Origin of the sequence: Streptomyces sp. NPDC058678, from assembly GCF_042714835.1 — a bacterium.
In the GTDB taxonomy this organism is placed as follows: Bacteria; Actinomycetota; Actinomycetes; order Streptomycetales; family Streptomycetaceae; genus Streptomyces.
The window spans coordinates 88,398-109,058 of record NZ_JBHXSG010000013.1; the positions used below are offsets into that span (position 1 = coordinate 88,398).

15 protein-coding genes and 1 pseudogene are annotated in these 20,661 nt (G+C 68.9%); 8 read left to right on the plus strand and 8 right to left on the minus strand.

Features of this window, described 5'->3' with window-relative positions:
- Positions 1–368: 368 nt before the first annotated feature.
- The gene (locus ACFWWR_RS14945) at positions 369–1,343 is read right to left on the minus strand and encodes a helix-turn-helix transcriptional regulator (RefSeq protein WP_384303522.1); all 975 of its coding nucleotides are present in this window, start codon (positions 1,341–1,343) and stop codon (positions 369–371) included.
- A gap of 136 nt (positions 1,344–1,479) precedes the next feature.
- On the opposite strand from ACFWWR_RS14945, the gene ACFWWR_RS14950 reads away from it, so the two are divergent.
- Positions 1,480–1,875 carry a RidA family protein gene (locus ACFWWR_RS14950; RefSeq protein ID WP_384303598.1) on the plus strand — a complete coding sequence of 132 codons (396 nt, stop codon included), beginning with the start codon at positions 1,480–1,482 and terminating at the stop codon, positions 1,873–1,875.
- Positions 1,876–2,024: 149 nt separating this feature from the next.
- Here ACFWWR_RS14950 and ACFWWR_RS14955 read toward each other — a convergent pair whose 3' ends face one another.
- The 4 genes from ACFWWR_RS14955 to ACFWWR_RS14970 form a co-directional block, all read right to left on the minus strand.
- Positions 2,025–4,217 (minus strand): SpoIIE family protein phosphatase, encoded by a 2,193-nt coding sequence (locus tag ACFWWR_RS14955; protein ID WP_384303524.1) that lies wholly within the window; start codon positions 4,215–4,217, stop codon positions 2,025–2,027.
- 92 nt (positions 4,218–4,309) lie between these two features.
- Entirely contained in the window at positions 4,310–6,199 is a 1,890-nt protein-coding gene (locus ACFWWR_RS14960) for a propionyl-CoA synthetase (RefSeq protein WP_383875742.1), read from the minus strand.
- A gap of 185 nt (positions 6,200–6,384) precedes the next feature.
- Positions 6,385–7,296, minus strand: coding sequence for an alpha/beta hydrolase (locus ACFWWR_RS14965; protein WP_383875740.1), 912 nt, complete (start codon positions 7,294–7,296; stop codon positions 6,385–6,387).
- A 701-nt stretch (positions 7,297–7,997) separates the two neighbouring features.
- Positions 7,998–8,960: a LysR family transcriptional regulator gene (locus ACFWWR_RS14970; RefSeq protein WP_383875739.1), complete on the minus strand. Its 963-nt coding sequence runs from the start codon at positions 8,958–8,960 to the stop codon at positions 7,998–8,000.
- Positions 8,961–9,088: 128 nt separating this feature from the next.
- Between ACFWWR_RS14970 and ACFWWR_RS14975 the strand changes: the two genes are divergently transcribed.
- Positions 9,089–10,249, plus strand: a complete 1,161-nt coding sequence (locus ACFWWR_RS14975) for an iron-containing alcohol dehydrogenase (RefSeq protein WP_384303526.1) — start codon at positions 9,089–9,091, stop codon at positions 10,247–10,249.
- Between the two features lie 65 nt (positions 10,250–10,314).
- Positions 10,315–11,325: an enoyl-CoA hydratase/isomerase family protein gene (locus ACFWWR_RS14980; RefSeq protein WP_384303528.1), complete on the plus strand. Its 1,011-nt coding sequence runs from the start codon at positions 10,315–10,317 to the stop codon at positions 11,323–11,325.
- A gap of 455 nt (positions 11,326–11,780) precedes the next feature.
- Here ACFWWR_RS14980 and ACFWWR_RS14985 read toward each other — a convergent pair whose 3' ends face one another.
- Complete coding sequence (locus ACFWWR_RS14985) at positions 11,781–12,794, minus strand: NADP-dependent oxidoreductase (RefSeq protein ID WP_383875735.1); 1,014 nt, start codon at positions 12,792–12,794, stop codon at positions 11,781–11,783.
- A 160-nt stretch (positions 12,795–12,954) separates the two neighbouring features.
- Here ACFWWR_RS14985 and ACFWWR_RS14990 point away from each other — a divergent pair, with 160 nt between their 5' ends.
- Positions 12,955–13,464, plus strand: a complete 510-nt coding sequence (locus ACFWWR_RS14990) for a winged helix-turn-helix transcriptional regulator (protein WP_384303530.1) — start codon at positions 12,955–12,957, stop codon at positions 13,462–13,464.
- Positions 13,465–13,729: 265 nt separating this feature from the next.
- On the opposite strand, the pseudogene ACFWWR_RS14995 reads toward ACFWWR_RS14990, so the two are convergent.
- Together ACFWWR_RS14995 and ACFWWR_RS15000 are read right to left on the minus strand one after the other, a co-directional pair.
- A pseudogene (locus ACFWWR_RS14995) lies at positions 13,730–13,939 on the minus strand (hypothetical protein); the annotation flags it as partial.
- A gap of 120 nt (positions 13,940–14,059) precedes the next feature.
- A complete protein-coding gene (locus ACFWWR_RS15000) occupies positions 14,060–14,626 on the minus strand; it encodes a TetR/AcrR family transcriptional regulator (protein WP_384303532.1) in 567 nt (188 codons plus the stop codon).
- Between the two features lie 698 nt (positions 14,627–15,324).
- Between ACFWWR_RS15000 and ACFWWR_RS15005 the strand changes: the two genes are divergently transcribed.
- The 4 genes from ACFWWR_RS15005 (at position 15,325) to ACFWWR_RS15020 (ending at position 20,653) form a co-directional block, all read left to right on the plus strand.
- Positions 15,325–16,116, plus strand: a complete 792-nt coding sequence (locus ACFWWR_RS15005; RefSeq protein WP_383875732.1) for an SDR family NAD(P)-dependent oxidoreductase — start codon at positions 15,325–15,327, stop codon at positions 16,114–16,116.
- Positions 16,117–16,433: 317 nt separating this feature from the next.
- Positions 16,434–17,495, plus strand: a complete 1,062-nt coding sequence (locus ACFWWR_RS15010) for an alkene reductase (RefSeq protein ID WP_383875731.1) — start codon at positions 16,434–16,436, stop codon at positions 17,493–17,495.
- Between the two features lie 63 nt (positions 17,496–17,558).
- Positions 17,559–18,476, plus strand: coding sequence for an alpha/beta hydrolase (locus ACFWWR_RS15015; protein WP_383875730.1), 918 nt, complete (start codon positions 17,559–17,561; stop codon positions 18,474–18,476).
- A gap of 611 nt (positions 18,477–19,087) precedes the next feature.
- Positions 19,088–20,653, plus strand: a complete 1,566-nt coding sequence (locus ACFWWR_RS15020; protein ID WP_383875729.1) for a long-chain fatty acid--CoA ligase — start codon at positions 19,088–19,090, stop codon at positions 20,651–20,653.
- Positions 20,654–20,661: the final 8 nt, after the last annotated feature.

The following is a 20,661-nucleotide window of genomic DNA, read 5'->3' on the forward strand; positions in this document are numbered from 1 at the left end:
ACAAAGCGCGCTGCACACGGGCTGCGCACGCACGATGTCGGCAGGGCCTAAAAGAAGCGGCCCTGGGTAGGCGGAGACGGCTGGCAGGGAAGCGGCGTAGCGCCTGGGGAGGTCAACGCCGCTTTCCTGCTGCTTACTGGAAGGGATCGCGTGCTCGCTGAGAAGGGATCGCGGTCGTCATCGTCGCGAAGAAGAACCGCCACGTCGCCTACGAGGTGCAGTCGTAGATCGGACAGAGCGTTCCGGACACGCGTGAGCTGCCCCCAGCCCCGTCCATGCCGCTCCATCAGTACCGGTACCGGTAGCGGTTCAGTTCGTCCATGCGGACGGACGTGGTGAACTCGCGACCGGTCAGATCGCCCCGGGTCTCAGGACGAGTCTTCGTAGCGGGTGGCAATCGCGGCGGCGCGGTTGCGTAGGAAGGTGCGCAACGACTGTGGGGCCAGGGCTTCCGCGTCCGTGCTGAGCTGCCACAGCGCCCATTCGGCGTGTCGTGAATCCTGAAAGGTCACCTTCAGCCGCAGCCAGCCGTCTGCGTCGGGCTCTTCCGCGCGGACGGCCAGCGCGGTGTCCAGCAGGTCCTCCCGCCGCGCCGGGTTCACCCGTACCAGCACGGTGATGTGGTCGCTGTCGGAGAGAAACTGCGCGGAGCGTTCCCTCCAGATCCGGTCCAGATCGACCCGGTTCGGTCGCTGTGCCGTTTCGGGGAGTTCCTCGGCGGCCAATACCCGCGACAGCCGGTAGGTGCGGTCCGCGCCGGATCTCGTGGCCAGCAGGTAGCCCCGGTCGCGGACGGTGACCAGGCCGATCGGGTCCACCGTGCGCCACCGCGGCGTCTGTCCTGTGGCCACGTAGTGGATGCGCAGCTTGTGTCCGGCGAGCACCGCGCGCCGGACCTCGATCATTGTGGTGTCGGGTACCTCCTCAGTGGGCAGCCGACGTGCGAGCAGGTCGGTCTCCGGGTCGACGAGAAATCGCTGGGCCGCGTCGCTCGCGGTGGCACGGTGGCTTTCGGGCAGCGCGTCGACCACCTTCCGCATGGCCGAGGCGAGCGCCGAGCCGAGGCCGAATACCTGCTCGCCGCGCCCCGACCCGGCGGTCAGCAGTGCAAGAGCCTCGTCGTGGTTCAGTCCGGTGAGCTCGGTCCGGAAACCTGGCGACAACGCGAAACCGCCGTGCCGACCGCGTTCGGCGTAGACCGGGACGCCGGCCGCCGACAGCGCCTCGATGTCGCGCAGCACGGTACGGGTGGATACCTCCAGCTCCCGGGCCAGCGTGTCCGCAGTCAGCCGACCGCGCTGACGCAGCAGCAGCACCAGCGAGACCAACCGGTCGGCGCGCATACGAGAACTTTATCGGAATACGTGACTAAGGGTGTCGTGATTTGTTGCGAGGCTCGTTGACACGACGTCGAAGCCGACGGCTACCGAGCCGATGGCCGTACCAACTCTCAGTGAATCGAATGGAGCTGACGTGGCAATGGAACGAACGGCGGTCAACCCGGTGACGTGGTCGGTGGAGATGGGATTCAACCAGGGTGAGGTCGTCTCCGGGCACACCCGGACCCTGTACATCTCGGGGCAGACCGCGATGAGCGACGACGGCAAGCCCCAGCATGACGGCGACCTGGCGAAGCAGTTGGCGCTGAGTATCGACAACCTGGAGGCCGTACTCGGCGAGGCCGGTATGTCTCTCGCGAACGTCGTCCGGCTCAACGTCTACACGACCGACGTCGATCTGCTCTTCCAGCACTACGGCGTGCTGGCAGCGCGGTTGGGCGCCGCCGGGGTGGCGCCGGCCACCACGATGCTCGGGGTGACGCGGCTGGCGATCCCCGGCCAGATGGTCGAGCTTGAGGGGACCGCCGTCGCGTGAAGCTACCTCGCCGCCTCTGTCACTCGTGCCGGTCGCACCGGCACGAGTGGCAGGCAGAGGGGTGCTTTTCATGGCCCGCCGGCGCCGCTCTCGCGACAAGCGCCGACAGACCCATCGGGGCCGACTTCCCCCGTCTATCGCGCAGAACCTCACGCCACAGCTGACGAGACTTCGGCAAGAGGGGCTGGAATCAGCTGCTCCGCCCAGATGACCTTGCCTTCGCGGTAGTGCCGGGTGCCCCAGTGTTCGGTGAGTTGGGCGACGAGAAGCAGGCCGCGGCCACCCTCGTCGAAGACCCGGGCGCGGCGCAGGTGTGGGGCCGTGCTGCTGGCGTCGGAGACTTCGCATGTCAGAGCGGATTGAAGGATCATCCGCAGTTGGATGGGGCTCTTGCCGTAGCGGATGGCGTTCGTCACCAGTTCGCTGACCACGAGCTCGGTGGTGAAGACCAGTTTTTCCAGACCCCAGGCGGTCAGCTGATCGGATGCGTGGGCGCGGGCCTCCGAGACGACTGCGGGGTCGCAGGGGAGATCCCATGTGGCGACGTGATCGGCGTCAAGAGCTGCGGTTCGTGCCACGAGGAGGGCGACGTCGTCAGCCGGGCGGCTGGGCAGCAGTGCGGCGAGCAGTTCGTCGCAGGTCTCCTCGAGCGACGCCGGTGTTCGGGCCAGAACGTCGCGCAGCAGTGCGAGGGCGGTCTCGAGGTCACGAGAGCGGCTTTTGACGAGGCCGTCGGTGTACAGAACCAGCCGACTGCCTGGGGACAGTTCCAACTGGGCGGTCTCGAAGGGGAGGCCGCCCAGGCCCAGGGGCGGGCCGATCGGCAGCTCCGGGAAGTCGACCGCGAGGGATGCGCGGGCATCGTCGTCAGCGGTCGGGGGAGTCACCACGGCCAGCGGAAGGTGTCCGGCGCTGGCCAGGGAGCACGTGCGGGAGACGGGGTCGTAGACCGCGTACAGGCAGGTGGCGCTGATCTCGTCCGTGCCCCGTTCCTCCTCGCGCTGCAGGCGGATGACCACGTCGTCGAGGTGGGTCAGCAGTTCGTCGGGTGTCAGATCGATGTCCGCCAGAGTGCGGACCGCCGTCCGCAACCGGCCCATGGTCGCCGCGGCATGCAGGCCGTGACCGATCACGTCGCCCACGACGAGTGCGACGCGGGCTCCGGACAGCGGTATCACGTCGAACCAGTCGCCTCCCACGCCCGCCCGCGAGCCGCTGGGCAGGTAGCGCGATGCCGTCTCGACTGCGGACTCGTCCGGCGCGTGGTGCGGCAGCAGGCTGCGTTGGAGGGTGAGTGCGGTGGAACGCTCCTGGGTGTAGCGACGGGCGTTGTCGATGTTCACCGCCGCTCTGGACGCGATTTCCTGGGCCAGCAGCAGCTCGTCGTCGTCGAAGGGCTCTGCCGTTTGACGGCGGACGAACTGTGCGAGTCCCAGTGGGCTTCCGCGGGCCCACAGCGGGACCAGGAGCATGGAGCGCAGGCCCAGGGCGCGCAGGGCGAGTTCGTGGTCCGCCGACATCGCCAGCCATGGGGGGACGTCGTCGGCGGTGATGCGGAGCCGGAACGGTTGTCCGGTGGCCAGTACGCGAGCCGGCTCCGAGTCTTCCGGGTAGGTGTGCGTCTGTCCTGTGACGACTGCCGGGTCCGGGCAGCTGTCCGAGACGGCCTGGGCGATGCGGCGGAGCGTCGCAGGACCGGCCACCGGGTACGTCCCCTCCTCTTGGAGGGCGGAGGAAAGGAGGTCGACGGTGACGAGGTCGGCGAGGTGGTCGGCACCGACGTCAGCCAGCTCCTGCGCGGTGCGGGCGGTGTCCAGGGTGGTCCCGATCCGTGTCCCGGCCTCGTTGATCACGATCAGCCGCCGCTGCAGTCGGCGGTCGCGTTCCCTCTGGTAGGCCGCGACAGCCTGTTCCGCCGTGCGATCGGCGTACTCGAAGGCCATCGCGCTCAGCGTGAGCGTCGTCGCGTTGATCAGCTCCTGGGACCCGGCGACACGGGCCGTTTCCGTGTAGAGCTGATCAAGCAGACTCGCGTGGACGATCCGATGGACGCGAAGGAGCTCGCTGATCGGCACTCCGTGCTGAGCGAGTCGGCAGGCGAACTCGATGGCGGCGGGCGGCGTCCTGACCTCGGTCACGGCAAGGCCGCGCTCGAGAAAGTCCAGAATGGCGGCGATGTGTTCGGACAACGCCACTGGCGCCACGGAGGCGATGTCCTCGTACTTCCACACCTCGGGGAGCTCGTCGAGCAGGTGGTGCAGCACTACGTCGGTCAATTGATCCGCTCGGGGTGCGAGGCCCCGAGCGAGATCGCTGAGAAAGACATGGGCGTGGGTTCCCATAGTCAAACGGTACCTCCGCCCTGGCCGACGGGCGTGCCGCGCGAGTCCCGTGGACGCGCTCGCCCACCGTCGGCCCGGGCGCTGTCAGCCGTTCACGGGGTGTGACCGGCGCGGCGGAGGACGGGGCGCAGGACCTCGATGACACCTGGGTCGTCCACCGTGGACGGGATGGGTTCGTCGCGGCCGTCGGCGATGCCGCGCATGGTCTTGCGCAGGATCTTCCCCGAGCGGGTCTTGGGCAGGGCGGCCACGACCGTGACGTCCTTGAGGGAGGCGACGGCGCCGATGCGCTCGCGTACGAGTTGGACGAGTTCGGCCTCGACCTCGCCCGGTTCGCGGTTGCTGCCTGCTTTCAGGACGACGAAGCCGCGCGGGATCTGTCCCTTGAGTTCGTCGGCGACGCCGATGACGGCGCACTCGGCGACGTCGGGGTGGGCGGCCAGGGCCTCTTCCATGCTGCCGGTGGACAGCCGGTGGCCGGCGACGTTGATGACGTCGTCGGTTCGGCCCATGACGAAGACGTAGCCGTCGTCGTCGATGTGGCCGCTGTCGCCGGTGAGGTAGTAGCCGTCATAGGCGGAGAGATAGGAGGCGACGTAGCGGTCGTCGTCCCTCCAGAGCGTGGGTAGTGCGCCGGGCGGCAGGGGAAGCCTCACGACGATCGCGCCGTCGACGCCCGCGGGCACCGGCTCGCCCGAGGGGTCGAGGACGCGGACGTCCCAGCCCGGCAGCGGACGGGTCGGGGAGCCGGGCTTGAGGGGAGCGGCTTCGATGCCCACGGGATTGGCGACGATGGGCCAGCCGGTCTCGGTCTGCCACCAGTGGTCGATCACCGGGACGCCCAGCAGGGCGCTCGCCCAGTGATACGTCTCGGGGTCGAGGCGCTCACCGGCCAGGAAGAGATAGCGCAGGTGGGAGAGGTCGTGGTCCGCGGTGAGCGCCCCCGTCGGGTCCTCCTTCCTGATCGCGCGGAAGGCGGTGGGTGCCGTGAACATGGTCTTGACCCGGTACTCGGCGGCGACGCGCCAGAACTGGCCCGCGTCCGGGGTGCCGACCGGCTTGCCCTCGTACAGGACCGTCGTCGCGCCGGCCAGCAGGGGAGCGTAGACGATGTACGAGTGCCCGACGACCCAGCCGACGTCGGAGCCGGTGAACATCGTCTCGCCCGGGCCCACGTCGTACACGGCGCCCATCGACCAGTGCAGGGCGACCGCGTAGCCGCCGCAGTCACGCACGACTCCCTTGGGTTTTCCGGTGGTTCCGGACGTGTAGAGGATGTACAGGGGATCTGTGGCGGCGACGGGAACGCAGTCGGCAGGCTGTGCGGCGGCGACCAGGTCGGCCCAGTCGAGGTCGTCCGGCCCCAGCGCGGCCGGTTCCTGCGGGCGTTGCAGGATCACGCTCTTCTCCGGCTTGTGGACGGCGAGTTCGATGGCCCGGTCCAGCAGCGGCTTGTAGGGGATGACCCGCTTGCCCTCGATGCCGCAGGAGGCGGAGACGACCACCTTGGGGGCCGCGTCGTCGATGCGGAGGGCGAGTTCGCGCGGGGCGAACCCGCCGAAGACGACCGAGTGGACCGCACCGATGCGCGCACAGGCCAGCATCGCGACGGCGGCCTCGGGGACCATCGGCATGTAGATCACCACCCGGTCGCCTTGTCCCACGCCGAGCTGCACGAGCGCTCCGGCGAAGGCCGCCACCTCGTTCCTCAGCTGCGCGTAGGTGTAGGTGCGGCGAGTGTCGGTCACCGGGGAGTCATAAACGAGCGCGGGTTGTTCGCCTCGGCCCGCTTCCACATGCCGGTCGAGCGCGTTGAAACAGACGTTGAGCCGCCCGTCGGGAAACCAGCGGTAGAACGGTGCGCCCGAGGAGTCCAGGGCGCGTTGCGGAGTGACATCCCAGTCGATGCCCTCTGCCGCCCTCAGCCAGAAGCTCTCCGGGTCCTCGGTACTCGCGCGGAAGACATCCTCGTACGTTCCCATCGCGCACTCCTTTGTGGCATCGAGGGACGGTGGTGGGACTGCGTGCGGAACGGTGTCGGATACAAGTACCGCATGCCGGCCGGCATGGTCGAGCAGTATGCCGAAGACAGGCGGACCGGTCACCGGCATCGCATTGGTGCGGCGGACCGGCCGCAACAGGGCCCGCCGTCAGGTGCAGCTTCTGCTCACGCGCCGAGGTGCTTGCGGAGCCACTGGCCCATCTGCCCGATGGCCTGGTCCACCTCGGGTACCCGTCCCGCGCCCAGGACGAACGAGTGCTGCCCTTCGGGCAGCGAATGGACCTCGGTGGTGACCTTGAAGTCCGCGAGGCGGCGGCCGAGCTGGGCACCGTCGTCGGCGAGGGTCTCGTATTCGCCGTAGTAGACGATCGTGGGCGGAAGGCCGGCCAGATCGGCGTTCACGAGACTGATCTCGGGGGCGGTGAAGTCCACCGCGGGGTCCTGCAGCCAGGCTCCCCGGAAGAGCTCCAGCGTGCCACGGCTGAGCATCTTGTCGTTTGCCTCATTGGCGTCCACTGCCAGGTTCTGCAGGGTGAGGTCGGTCCAGGGGGAGACGCTGACGATCGCACCCGGGGTCGCCTCGCCCTTGGCGAGCAGACGCAGCGGAAGCATCACCGCGAGCGTGCCGCCGATCGAGTGGCCCGTGCTGCCGATGTTCCGCGGCTCGTAGCCCTGTGAGAGCAGCCACCGGTAGGCCGTCTCGGCGTCGTCCAGCTGCGCGGGGTAGGGATGTTCGGGCGCCAGGCGGAAGTCCACGACGAGGGAGCGGGCTCCGGCCGCCTTCGCGATGTGGCCGGCGGCCTTGCGGTCGGAGTGCATCGAAGCGGTGACGGATCCACCGAAGTGGAAGTGGAGCAGCGCCTTGTCGGGGTCGGCGCCCTCGGGGATGGCCCACAGCGCGGGGACGCCGCCCGCGTCCACCTCGGCGTAGGTGACACCTTCCGGCTCGGTCGACGCCTTGTGGTTCGAGTCGACGATGTCGCGGATCACGGCCAGGTCGAGGCCGGGTGTCGACGACTTCGCGCTCACGCTCGCGAGGAACTCCGCGAACTCGTGTGCCTCAGGGCTTACTCCCATGGTGGTGCTCCTTCTCAGGCGGGCGCCGCGCCGGGTTCCCCCGCGGCAGCCGGGTCGATGTGCAGGTCATGACGCTACTTTCTGAGTATAGGAAAGTAAACTCAGGTGAGGTGGGAATCACCCCATGGCTGCGAGGAGGCCCTTCGGGGGCATCGGTGGGCTTGATGTGGGCGATCCCGATCCCGATCCCGATCCCGATCCTGGGCCAGGGCCAGGGCTGGTGCGGCTGGTCTGCGGTCGGCTCGTGAGCAGCCTGAAACGATGCTGCGCACCTGCGGTCACGTACCAGTGCTCGGACGGCTTCGGCGCGCCGGATTCTCGTTTGCGGATCGCCTCCGGGTCGCCGTCGGGCTCGCACCGCTGGCGTACTGTGCGCCGAGCCCGCCGAGCCCGCCGAGCCCGCCGAGCCCGCCGAGCCCGCCGAGCCCGCCGAGCCGCAGGACGCACCGGACGGCACCGACGTTGCCCCCTGTGAACTCGCCGCGTCGAGCTGACCGGGGCCGACGATGCGCGCACGGCCGCCGACGACGCTCATGGGGGAGGCGTGTACCGACCACGAAGACGGCACTACTGCGGTGCCGATGACCTGACCGACGAACGGGGTCCGAGCGTGCCTCAACTCCCAACGCAGCGCCGTCACTTGACTCGCCGGACGGGAGGGTGAGATCGGCGGGCGTTCACCGCACCGGAAACTCCTCGGTTCATTCCGGCATCAGTTCGGCCGCCCGTTCGGCGACCTCATGTCGTAGAGCGGTCCAGACGACGCGTACGGCGGGGTGCGTCACGGCCTCGCGGCGGACGGCCAGGGTGATGGGGAGCCGGATGTCGATCTCCTCGGCGAGCAGTCGTCGCAGTTGCGTCCGCCGGGTCAGGAAGGCGGGCAGGACGCCGATGCCGGCCCCCTGCCGGGTGGCTTCGAGTTGGGCGAAGACGTTCGTCGAGGAGAATGCCGGGGTCATTCCGGGAAGGTGGCGTTCGATGTCGAGGTCGCCGACCTGCAGCATCGACTCGATGTAGAAGATGAGCGGGTGCTCGCGCAGCTCGGCCACCGTCTCCGGGCGGCCGTTCTTGGTGAGGTAGTCGTCACAGGCGTAGAGCCCCAGCGTGTAGTCGGTGAGGTGCTCGGTCACCAGGCGGCTGCTGGAGGGAACGCCGATGACGAGAGCGAGATCGAAACCGGACGGGCGGAGGGCGAGCTGCCGTGTCGCGGTGATGAGTTCGACCTGGAGCCGGGGATGCCGGCGGCGCACCCGTACGAGGGCGGGCGTGGCGAAGAGGGTGCCGAAACCGTCGGGCGCGCTGACGCGCACCGTACCGTGCAGGGACGGCGAGTCCTGGCCCGCCACGGTGTCGACGACGCGGTCGATGGCCTCCTCGATGGCGCGCGCGTTCTCCGAGACGGCTCGTCCGATGTCCGTCAGCGTCCATCCCTCAGCGCCCCGTTCGATGAGGCGCAGGCCGATGCTCTTCTCCAAAGCGGCGATACGGCGCGACACGGTGGTGTGGTCCACGCCGAGTGCGTCGGCGGCGGTCACCAGACGTCCGGTACGGGACAGCGCGAGCAGGTAGCGCAGATCGTCCGCCCGAAGTTTGCGCGGATCGACGGAGCGATGGGACCCCACCGGCTGCGGGGCGGGGTTCTCGTCCGGGGACTGGGGGTGCACGGCCTGACCCTATCTGCACTTCTGCACAGTGGGTGTGCGCCATTGGTGGTTGTTTGCACACGGTGCGGGGCCGCACAGTCAGGGCGGTGGGCGCGACATGCCCCACCGTCCTTGCCGAAAGGGCCGCCATGGTTGCCAGCCTTTCCCTCCCGCGGATCCTGCGTGTCGGCGGCGGTGCCGTCGGCGAGCTGGGCGACGTCGTGGCAGGGCTGGGCCTGCGACGCCCGCTGCTGGTGACGGACGCGTTCCTCGCCGGGACCGGTGCGGCGGAACGACTGATGGTGACGCTCAGGGATGCGGGGCTGCAGCCGCGCTTGTTCGCCGGCACCGTCCCGGATCCGACGACCGACTCGCTCGACGCGGGCCTGACCGTGCTGCGCGAGCACAGGTCGGACTCGGTGATCGGATTCGGCGGCGGCAGCCCGATGGACACCGCAAAGGCACTCGGCCTGCTGGGCGTCCAGGGCGGCCGGATGCGGGACTACAAGGCCCCGCACACCAACCTCGGCCCGGCGCTTCCGGTGATCGCGGTCCCGACGACCGCGGGCAGTGGCTCCGAGGCCACCCAGTTCACGATCATCACCGACAGCGCCACGGACGAGAAGATGCTCTGTCCGGGGCCGGCGTTCCTGCCGGTCGCCGCCGTCGTCGACTTCGAACTGACCTTGTCGATGCCGGCTCGGCTGACCGCCGACACCGGCGTCGACGCGCTCACCCATGCCGTCGAGGCGTACGTGAGCCGCAAGGCCAATCCGTTCTCCGACGGACTCGCCCTGAACGCGATCCGGACCATCGGCCACCACCTCCGCCGCGTCTACGCCGACGGGGCAGACCTCGAGGCTCGCGAGGCGATGATGCTCGCCGCGACCCAGGCCGGCATCGCCTTCTCGAACGCCAGCGTGGCGCTGGTGCACGGCATGAGCCGCCCGATCGGCGCTCACTTCCACGTCGCCCACGGTCTGTCGAACGCGATGCTCTTCCCCGCGGTGACAGCGTTCTCCGTGCCCGCCGCCGAGAGCCGGTACGCCGACTGCGCCCGCGCCCTCGGAGCCGCCACCGCGGGCGACGGTGACGCCTTGGCCGCCGATAAGCTCGTGGAGGCGCTCCGAGCCCTGTGCCAGGATCTTGCGGTGCCCACCCCCCAAGCCCACGGCATCGACAAGGACGAGTGGTTCCGCCTGTTGCCCCTCATGGCCGAGCAGGCGCTCGCGTCCGGATCCCCCGCCAACAACCCCGTCGTACCCACCGTGGACGAGATCCAGGATCTCTACGCGCAGATCTACGCCTGACACCCGGCGAGTGAGGAATGTGATGGCCACGACAGCCCGGTCCGCGGGAGACGAGATGACGACCGATGACTGACACCGCTGCGGTCGAGATTCTCGCCGACGTCCACCGGGGCGTCGGCCGCATCCTTCTGAACCGGCCCAAGGCGCTCAACGCCCTGACGACAGGCATGGTCGGCGCCATCGACCGTGTGCTCGCCGGGTGGGAGCACACACCGCTGTCCGCTGTGGTGCTCGCCAGTACCAATACGAAGGCGTTCTGTGCCGGTGGAGACATCCGCACGATCCGCGAGCACAGCCTCGCCGGGGATGCCGAGGCCAGTGAGCGGTTCTTCGCCTCCGAGTACCGGCTCAACGCCCGGATCGCCGAGTATCCCGTGCCGGTCGTGTCGCTCGTCGACGGCGTGTGCATGGGCGGCGGCCTCGGTCTGTCCGTCCACGGCAGCTTCCGCGTCGTCACCGAGCGCTCGGTGCTGGCGATGCCCGAGACCGGGATCGGGTTCTTCCCGGACATAGGTGCCAGCTACTTCCTGCCGAGACTGCCCGGCGCGATCGGCATGTACCTGGGACTGACCGGGCACCGGCTCGACGCGGCCGACGCCCTGTACACGGGGCTGGCCACGCACTTCGTCCCCGCGGACGGGCTCGACGCGGTCGGCGATGCCCTGGCCGACAGTCCCGGCGACCCGGTGGACGTGGTCCTGAACCGCCTCGCCGGCCGCTCCCCGGTGGCGGGCAGCAGGCTGGCGGAGGTGCGCGGAGATGTGGACTGGGCGTTCGGCGCGCCGACCCTCGGCGAGATCGAGAAACGCCTGCGCCACCTCGACACCCCGTGGGCGGCATCCGCGCTGGCCGCCCTGGAGTCCGCCTCGCCGCAGAGCCTGGAGATCACTCACGCTCTGCTGACCGGGGGCAGGCAGCGCACGTTGCGCGAGTGCCTCGGCGCCGAACTCGCCCTCACGCGTACGACCATCCGCACGCCGGACTTCCTGGAGGGCGTCCGTGCGGCCCTGGTCGACAAGGACCGCGCTCCCAACTGGCAACGTGCGTCGTTCGGCGGACGGACGCGGCCGTCCTGAGCATGTCCGCCGTGAGCAGGACATCGCCTTGCGCAAGGGGCAGGTCGTGCAGGAGGGGCTCGCTTCAACGAGACAAGCGGGAGCGCGCCCCCGCCGACCAGGTTGTCGCGGGAGCGGGAGCGGGAGCGGGAGCGGAAGCGGAAGCGGAATGCGCTATGAGTCAGTCACGCGTCCGTCATGAGCGTCGAGAGCTGCGAGCCGTCGCTGCGCCTCGTCCGACCCGGGAAGTCCTCGTTTCTCTGCCTGGGCGAGCTCACGCAGGCGTGGCGGTTCGTCCGCCGTGATCACACTCCCGCCACGCAACGGGTGCGGGGGTCTGGCCACGGCTCGGGTCGGCACACAGCCGCGTGGCGCGCTGTGTCGCGAGCCATAGGGCGTGCGGAATGGCACCGAGACCGCCTTCAGCAGTGGCTATCCGCGACCGTAATCGCCCTTCAGAGTCGCCCTTCACGGGCTCAGTCGTTGTCGGGCACCATCGAGACCACGACCTTGCCGGCCTTGGTGCGGCCCTGCTCGACATGCGCCATCGCCTCGAGCGTCTGGTCGAACGGGAAGGTGCTGTCGATGACCGGGCGGAGCTTCCCGCTGTCGTAGAGGGCACCGAGCTTGCGGAGCTGGGAGCCGTTGGCCTGCATGAAGAAGAACTCGTAGCGCACGCCCAGTGCCTTGGCCTTCTTGCGCACCTTGCGACTGAGCGCGCTCATGGCCAGGCCCATGAACGAAGGGGCGCCGAGCTGCTTGGCGAAGCCGGCGTCCGGCGGACCGACGACACTGATGGCCAGGCCGCCGGGCTTCAGCACGGTCAGCGACTTCTCGAGGTTCGCTCCGCCCAGGGAGTCCAGCACCAGGTCGTAGCCGGACAGTACCTTCGAGAAGTCTTCCTTGGTGTAGTCGACGACGACGTCGGCGCCGAGGCTCTTGACCAACTTCTCGGTCTTGGTGCCCGTGGTCGTCGCCACTGTGGCGCCGAGGTGTTTGGCGAGCTGGATGACTGTCGAGCCGAGGCCACCGGCACCGGCGTGGATGAGCACCTTCTGCCCCGGCTTCACGTGGGCACGGTCGACGAGAGTCTGCCAGGCGGCCAGGGCCACCAGCGGCACTGCGGCTGCCTCTTGGAGGGAGAGGGAGGCCGGCTTGGGCGCGACATCGTCCATGTCGATCGCGATGAACTCCGCGAAGCCTCCGATCCGCAGGTCGCGCGGACGGGCGTAGACCTCGTCGCCGACTTCGAGGCCGTGTACGGCGGAGCCGACCCGCGTCACGACGCCGGCCACGTCGTGGCCGAGCACGAACGGAAGCTTGTACTTCAGGAGCTGCTTGAACTCTCCGTTGCGGACCATTTTGTCCAGCGGGTTGATACTGGCGGCGCTCACTCTGACCAGGACGTCGCGGTCTCCGACCGTGGGCTCGGGGACTTCTGCGGCGCGTGCGCCGTCCTTGCCGTACTTCTCGACGACGAAGGCCTTCATGCCGACCGCCTTTCTGCGTGGGATTCCGGTGGTCGATGTAATTCTTCGCGCAGGTCCCCCTGCGTGCCCGTCTACTCGCGTGCGGCCGGGTTGATGTGCTGGTCACGACGCTACCGTCTGGGTATAGAAAAGTAAACTCAGGAGGGTTGGGATCACCTGCATGGATGCGAGGACCGAAGCGCTTCAGGACGCCGCCACGGACCCCCGTCTCAACCGGGACATGTCAAACTGCTCGATTGCCCGGACCCTTGAGGTCGTGGGTGAGAAGTGGACGATCCTGATCCTGCGCGAGGTCTGGTACGGCTCCTCCCGCTTCAGCGACCTCGAACGCATCCTCGGCTGTCCTCGCAACCTCCTGGCGGCGCGGCTTCGGATGCTGGTGGAGGAAGGGATCCTGGCCACCGAGACCTACAAGGAACCGGGCTCGCGGAGTCGGCCGAAGTATGTGATCACGCCCAAGGGCGTGGATCTGGTCCCGGCCGTGATGGGGCTCCTGCAGTGGGGCGACCGCTACCGCGCCGACCCGGAGGGCCCGGCCGTACTGGCGCGACACCGCGGATGCGGCGCTCACGTCGACGCCCAGATCCGCTGCGAACGGGGCCACGCCGTGCAGGTGGAAGACGTCGAGAGCGTCCCCGGCCCTGCGTTTCGCATGAGGCCCGCAGGGTGAGCTGACCGCGGTTGCGCCAGGAGCTCGTGGTGGCTCAGTCTGCCTGGGCGTGCCCACTCTCCGTCTGGCCCGGGCCTGGTCGAGGCGGGCCTCGGTGCGCTTGCCGCAACGGGACATGGAGCACCAGTGGCGGTTGTGGGCGGGGGAGTGGCTCAGGAAGCGCAGGGCGCACGTCCGCGCCGCAGACGCCTACGCGCCGGATCTCGGACAGGAGTAGATCGACGGCGTCCTGGGCGATCAGTGCCGGCGCGGCTGCGGGATCGGTGGCTGTGCTCGTAGTGCCAGCAGGCTCCAGGCGTCCGTCCGTGATGGCTGTGTGCAGGGGTGGGTCGGGGGCCACGGCTGCTGCTCGGTCGAGTGTGGTGGTGTCGCTGGAGGCGGGTGGCCGGCTGTCGGCGGCCGCGAGTGCAACTCGGTCGACCGTCTCGCGCAGTCGTCGGCCCGATGTCAGGACGGTGGCGGCGGGGCTGCGCAAGATCGGCTACGGGAAGCGTCCTTGTCGAGGTATGGAAGCCAGCTCTTTCGCGGGCCCAACAGCCCCTCAACCGCGCGGCGTTGGGCCCCCTTCCGCATAGCCCGTGTCCAGGATTCCGCGTCAAGACCCGTGTGGCGAGGTCAGGGCCTTGTGGGTCGACTCCAGGATCTTCTCCGACAGTTCTGTGCCCGCTGTGGCCCGGGCAAGCAGGATCGCTCCGACCAGAGTGGCCACCATGGGAAGGCCGTCTTTGGCGTCGGTGGACATCCACGCGGCGAATTCCTCGACTCCGCCTGCGTACGTTTCCCGCACCTCCCCGGCTACGGGCTCGCGAGCCATGTCCCCTGCGAATCCCGCGGTGGGACAACCGGTGCTGGGCTGGTCACGGTGTTCGGTCGACAGGTAGAAGTCGACGAGGGCGCCGCGCGCCGTGTCGTGATCGCCGTGGGCCGTGTCGAACGACGCCAGGAGTAGGTCAAGGTCCCCGAAAGCGGCTTGAGCCGCCTCGGCCACCAGGGCCTCCTTGGAGGGGAACTGCTTGTAGAAGCCGCCAGTGGTCAGCCCGATGGACTTCATCAGGTCGGCGACGCTGATGCCGTTCACGCCGCGCTCCCGGAAGAGCTGGGAGGCCGCGGCGACCGCGCGCCTGCGGTTCTCGAGCGCTTGTGCTTGCGAAACGCGACTCATCACTCACCGGCCCACGTTAGATAGTAGAGGGCATCTATCATACGCGAAGTGCCGGGCGGTCGGCCGCGGGGCCGTTTTTCCGTACGGCTCTCTCGTGGCCGCAAGGCGAGAAGCTCGTGAGCCCGCATCCGCACCGGAAGCGGCTTCCGGCCGTGCGAGGCCTCCGTTCCGGAGTGCGGTTGCGAGCAGGCGCCGATGCGAAATCTCGTGGAGCGCATGCAGGGTGGCTGAGGGCTCTTGGTCAACCTCTTTGGCGGCAAGTGGGCCCATCTCTGAGCGCCTGGGCCCATACGCGGCAAGCCGAGGGGCTGCCGAGCCGGAGACTGTGCTGCTCGCCCAAGTGGCCGGGGGTCATCCAGCGCCGGTAGAAGCGGCTCGCGTTGTGGTCGGCGTGTGTGCGGCGTGCGGGTCTCCGCAGGCAATGTCTTTCGCCGTGCCCGCGTGGTCGTCGTGAGGGCACTGCACGACCCCGTCCATGGCGACCATGCGCCGAGGAGTTCCCATCCGCACCTGGTCGGCTGCCGACCTGGCAGCCCCGCCTGCATGTCGAGCGGTCTCCGGACGTGGGCGGTGACGGACGGCGTCGGGGGACCGTTGACTGGACTGCTTTAGATATCTACCGTAATCTAAAGCGAACCGAAGCCGAGGCCGAGGCATTGGGCCCCCTCATCCGCCGGACCAGAAATGAGACCCACCTGATGACCACGCAGAACAAGACCGCTGTCGTCACCGGCGCGTCCGCCGGCCTGGGCACCGCCTACGCACAGCGGCTTGCCGACCGGGGCTACGACCTGATCCTGGTGGCGCGGAACACTGCGCGGCTGGAAACGCTGGCGTCGGACATCCGCAGCCGCACCGGCCGCGCGGTGGACGTCGTCACCGCCGACCTCACCGATGCGGCACAGATCTCCGTCGTCGAGGAGCGTCTGCGGACCGACGAGAGCATCGAGGTACTGATCAACAACGCCGGCGGGGCGCTGCTCACCCCGCTGACCACCTCCGACGCGGCAGCCTACGAGGCGCTGATCAACCTCAATGTGACAGCGTTGACCAGGCTGACCATCGCGGTCCTGCCGGGGCTGACGGCCCGCGGACACGGCACCGTCGTGAACATCTCCTCTGCCATGGCTCTCAACATCCTGCCCGTCAGCGCCGTCTACAGCGGCACCAAGAGCTACGTGCTGACGTTCACCCAGGCCCTGCAGCAGGAACTCGCCGAGAGCCCCGTCGTGGTGCAGGCCGTGCTGCCGGGCGCTGTCCGCACGGAGCTCTGGGACGGCTCAGGCGTCGACCTCGAGGCGTTTCCCGACGAGTGGATCATGAGCGTGGACGACGCCGTCGACGCGGCGCTCGCCGGCCTCGACGCCGGAGAGCCCGTCACCATCCCGTCACTGCCGGAGATCAGCGACTGGGAGTCGTTCGAGAAGGCGCGTCAGACGCTCGTCCCGAACCTGTCGCAGAAGGTCCCGGCCGATCGCTACCGCGGCTGACCGCCGCTCCGACTCCGGTACCGGAGTCCCTTTCTGACAACGGCACGGCCGCTGCCGCACACGACCGATGCGTCCTACGGCTCTCGGGGAAGACCGATGCGCTCGGCGTCCTCACTCCTGTACGAACAGCCGGGGCCCCGCACCGCAATGGCGGCGGTCATGTGTGCGGCAGCCCGTCCGCACCGTCGGCTGTCCTCCACGCAGTCGCCTTCCACGGTGGGAAGGTCACCAGGCCCATCCGGCCGGTCACCGCCTACGCGCTACTCGCGGCAGCCCGCCACTCAGCTCTCTCTCACCCTTAACCGAAGGAAACATCCATGTTGAACGCCCTGTGGAACCCGATCGTCGTCGGGGAGCTCTCCCTGCCGCACCGGCTGGCGATGGCCCCCATGACGCGGGACCGGTCCACCCCGGAAGGCACACCCACGGAGCTGAACGCCGAGTACTACACCCAGCGCGCCTCGCACGCCCTCATCATCACCGAGGGCACCCAGCCCAACGCCGACGGCCAGGGCTACCTGCTCACCCCCGGCATCTACTCCGAGGAGCACATCGCCGGCTGGCGCAAGGTCACCGACGCGGTACACAAGGCCGACGGCCGCATCGTCATCCAGCTCATGCACGCCGGACGGATGTCCCACCCGGACAACACCCCCCACCACCGGCAGCCGGTCGCCCCCTCCCCGGTCCAGCCGGCGGGCGAAATGTTCACCCTGTCCGGCCCGCAGGAGATGCCAGTTCCGCGCGAACTGTCCACCGAGGAGGTCGCCGCCACGGTCGACGACTTCCGCCGCGCCGCCGCGGCCGCCATCGCGGCTGGCGCCGACGGCGTCGAGATCCACGGCGCCAACGGCTACCTCGTGCACCAGTTCCTCGCCAACAACACCAACCAGCGCACCGACCGCTACGGCGGCTCCATCGACAACCGCATCCGCTTCGCCGTCGAGGTCGCCACGGCCGTGGCCGAGGAGATCGGCGCCGGCCGCACCGGCTTCCGGATCTCTCCCGGCAACCCGTTCAACGACATCGCGGAGGGCGACACCCACGAGCTGCACCCGGCACTCGTGCGCGCCCTCGCCCCGCTCGACCTCGCCTACCTGCACATCGGCCACGGCGGCGACGACGAACTCCTGCACACCCTCCGCAAGCTGTGGCCGAACACCTTGGTTCTCAACCGGGCCGGCACCGACGTCGCCACCCGCGCGAAGGACATCGAAGACGGCCTGGCCGACGTCGTCACCGTCGGCGTGATGGCACTCGCCAACCCCGACCTGGTCGAGCGCGTACGCACCGGCGCGCCATTGAACACCCCCGATCTCGCCACCTTCTACGGCGGCGGCGAGGCCGGTTACACCGACTACCCCACCCTCTCCGCCTGACAAAAACCGGCCATACCGGTCCTGGCGGGCCGGTATGCCCAGATGGCCCCATGGAGGTGCCCCGTGTCTGATCACGCCGCTGTTGAACTCAGCCCGGAAGCGATCGAGTTCGAGAACTTCATGGCCGGACTGGTGATTCCCGAGTCCGAGGTGGATGCGATTCGCACGCGGTCGGAGCTCGTCCATCTCACGACCCGGGAGCCGGAAGGCGTCACCTATCGGGAGGTGGACGCGGGTGGCGTGCTGGGAATCTGGTGCGAACCGCTCGACGCCAACGCCGACTACGTCCTCCTGCACAGTCATGCCGGGGGCTCCGTTGTGTCGTCGGCATACGTCGACCGAAAGCTCGCAGGCCATATCGCCAAGGCCGTTGGGGCCCCCGTACTGGTGCTGGACTTCCGGCGGGCACCGGAACACAAGTACCCGGCTCAGGTGGACGACGCGGAGGCGGCCTTCACCTGGCTGCTGTCCGAAGGGTATGAGCCGGGAAACATCATCACGATCGGCCACTCGATCGGCGGGTTCATCGCCGTCGCCCTGGCGCTTCGCCTCCGCGACAAGAAGCAGCCCCTGCCCGGCGCCATCGTGTCGATCTCCCCCTGGTGCGACCTCGAGATCGCCAACGAGACCATGGTGTCCAAGGCCGAGACGGACAAGATTCTCAGCAAGGAACTGCTGGAGTTCTTCCGGGATGCCTGGATCGGCGGCACGGGCATCGAGTTCACGGACACCCGGATCAATCTGAACCGGGCGGACCTGAGCGGTCTCCCCCCGACCCTCGTCTCCTGGGGAACGTACGAGGTCCTGGCCGGCGAGGACGAGGAGTTCGCCGCCCGCGTCAAGGACGCCGGAATCGACACGGCGACCGTTGTCGTCCCGGGAGGCCAGCACTCGTACGTCTACGGTGCCGGCCGGATTCCGGAGGTCGACGCCGCCATCGCACAGATCGGCGCGTGGGTCCGGGAGAAGACGAAGATCTGACCGAGCGGTCCGGCTCGGCAGTTGCAGGATCCGCGCGCCTGCCGGATCGGGACGGTGGACGGACGCCGACAGGGCCCGCGGCGGCGCGCGGTTCCGCGAGGCACGCGACCTCGTCCCAGTCCCGCAGGCGGCGGTCGGGACGGTCGACCACGACGGCGGCTTCAGCCAAGCGCGTGCACCGCCGCGCGCGACCAGGCTCGCCGACTCAGGTGGCCGTCCTGGCCGAGGATCCGTCGTGTCCGGTCGACAGCGGCGCCGCCGCGGCCGTCGAGGACGTACTCACCGTGCTGCGGGTGACCGGCGCCAAGGTCGCAGTCCAGCCGACGTGCCCGGCTCGTCCAGCGCCCGCCCGGCGACGCGGGTCCAGCCTCGCGGGAAACCTTCGGTCTGGGACGGCCATCCCGGAACGCAGAGGCAGGAGCGGACTGCCCATCGCTCTGCAGGCATGGGCCCGAGCGGGGGTGATCTGACCACCATCGAGTTCGCCGCGCTGCTGGATCGGGAAGCCGCGCTGCTGGGCCGGAAAGTCGACGCCTTCGTGCCGCCTCCGGACTTCGTCCAGACGCGACCTACCCCGCCTTCGTCCCACCCCGAGAATGAGGAGAACGACGATGCACAGCCCGACCCGCAACCTGTCACGTGTACTGACGGATTCCGTGTCCCGGTACCCGGAGCGCACCGCGATCGTCTTCGGTGACGACCGCATCACGTACGGAGCTCTCGACGCAGCGGCCAACCGGGTCGCGAACCTGCTCGTCTCGCGCGGCATCCAGCCGGGTGACAAGGTCGCACTGTCCTGTCCCAACCTGCCCCACTTCACCAGCGTCTACTTCGGCATCCTCAAGGCCGGGGCGGCGGTCGTGCCGCTGAATGTGCTGTTGAAGGCTCGCGAGGTCGCCTACCACCTCACCGACTCCGACGCGAAGGCGTACTTCGCGTTCGAAGGCACGGCGGAGCTGCCGATCGGGCAGATGGCGTGGGAGGGATTCCAGGCCACCGAGGGCTGTACCGAGTTCTTCCTGATCGGGGGCGGTGGCGCGCCGTGGGCCGGGGACGGGGCGCCGGAGTCGTACGCCGCGGTCGTCGCCGAGCAGCCGGTGCTGTTCCGGACGGTCGAGCGAGACGAGGACGACACCGCGGTGGTCCTCTACACCTCCGGCACGACCGGCCGGCCCAAGGGCGCGGAGCTGCGCCACCGCAACGTGTACGACAACGCGCTCGCCGGCACCGACCTGTTCGCCGCCGACCCCGAGCGCCCCGACACCTACCTGTGCGCCTTGCCGCTGTTCCATGCCTTCGGCCAGTCCGTGAGCCAGAACGGCGCCCTCGCCTTCGGCGGCACGATCGTGATGCAGCCGAGGTTCGAGGCGCGGTCCACCCTGCGTCTCATGCTCGACCACGACGTGACGCTCTTCGCCGGCGTCCCGACCATGTACTGGGCTCTTCTCGCCGCACTCGACGACACGGTCGACGTCGCCCGCCTGGCCGCGAATCTTCGCGTGGCGGTGGCCGGTGGCTCAGCTATGCCCGCCGAGATCCACAAGCAGTTCCAGGACCGCTTCGGCGTCACGATCCTCGAGGGATACGGACTGTCCGAGACCTCCCCGGCCGCCTCCTTCTCCCGGTTCGGAGAGGAGCCCCGCGTCGGGTCGATCGGCGTGCCGATCCCAGGCGTGGAAATGAAGCTGATCCGCGACGACTGGTCCGAAATCGAGGGCGGCCCCGACGAGATCGGGGAGATCGCGATCAAGGGGCACAACGTCATGAAGGGCTACTACAAACGGCCCGAGGCGACGGCGGAGGCGATCAGGGAGGGCTGGTTCCGCTCCGGCGACCTCGCCCGCAGGGACGCGGACGGCTTCTACTACATCGTCGACCGATCCAAAGACATGATCATCCGCGGCGGCTTCAACGTCTACCCGCGCGAGATCGAGGAAGTGCTCATGGAGCACCCCGCCGTCTCACTGGTCGCCGTCATCGGTGTAGCGCACGAATCCCACGGTCAGGAGATCAAGGCCATCGTGGTGAGGAACGCCGGCAGCGGCACGAGTGAGGAGGAGCTCGCCGCTTGGGCGAAGGAGCGGCTCGCCGCGTACAAATACCCGCGCGTCGTCCAGTTCGTCGACGAGCTGCCCTTGACCCCCACCGGCAAGATCCTCAAGCGCGAACTCGCCTGAGCACCTCA

Coding starts and splice junctions, on each gene's coding strand:
- ACFWWR_RS14945 (WP_384303522.1), bottom strand. CDS start 1,343: ATGCGCGCCGACCGGTTGGTCTCGCTGGTGCTGCTGCTGCGTCAGCGC.
- ACFWWR_RS14950 (WP_384303598.1), top strand. CDS start 1,480: ATGGAACGAACGGCGGTCAACCCGGTGACGTGGTCGGTGGAGATGGGA.
- ACFWWR_RS14955 (WP_384303524.1), bottom strand. CDS start 4,217: ATGGGAACCCACGCCCATGTCTTTCTCAGCGATCTCGCTCGGGGCCTC.
- ACFWWR_RS14960 (WP_383875742.1), bottom strand. CDS start 6,199: ATGGGAACGTACGAGGATGTCTTCCGCGCGAGTACCGAGGACCCGGAG.
- ACFWWR_RS14965 (WP_383875740.1), bottom strand. CDS start 7,296: ATGGGAGTAAGCCCTGAGGCACACGAGTTCGCGGAGTTCCTCGCGAGC.
- ACFWWR_RS14975 (WP_384303526.1), top strand. CDS start 9,089: ATGGTTGCCAGCCTTTCCCTCCCGCGGATCCTGCGTGTCGGCGGCGGT.
- ACFWWR_RS14980 (WP_384303528.1), top strand. CDS start 10,315: ATGACTGACACCGCTGCGGTCGAGATTCTCGCCGACGTCCACCGGGGC.
- ACFWWR_RS14985 (WP_383875735.1), bottom strand. CDS start 12,794: ATGAAGGCCTTCGTCGTCGAGAAGTACGGCAAGGACGGCGCACGCGCC.
- ACFWWR_RS14990 (WP_384303530.1), top strand. CDS start 12,955: ATGGATGCGAGGACCGAAGCGCTTCAGGACGCCGCCACGGACCCCCGT.
- ACFWWR_RS15000 (WP_384303532.1), bottom strand. CDS start 14,626: ATGAGTCGCGTTTCGCAAGCACAAGCGCTCGAGAACCGCAGGCGCGCG.
- ACFWWR_RS15005 (WP_383875732.1), top strand. CDS start 15,325: ATGACCACGCAGAACAAGACCGCTGTCGTCACCGGCGCGTCCGCCGGC.
- ACFWWR_RS15010 (WP_383875731.1), top strand. CDS start 16,434: ATGTTGAACGCCCTGTGGAACCCGATCGTCGTCGGGGAGCTCTCCCTG.
- ACFWWR_RS15020 (WP_383875729.1), top strand. CDS start 19,088: ATGCACAGCCCGACCCGCAACCTGTCACGTGTACTGACGGATTCCGTG.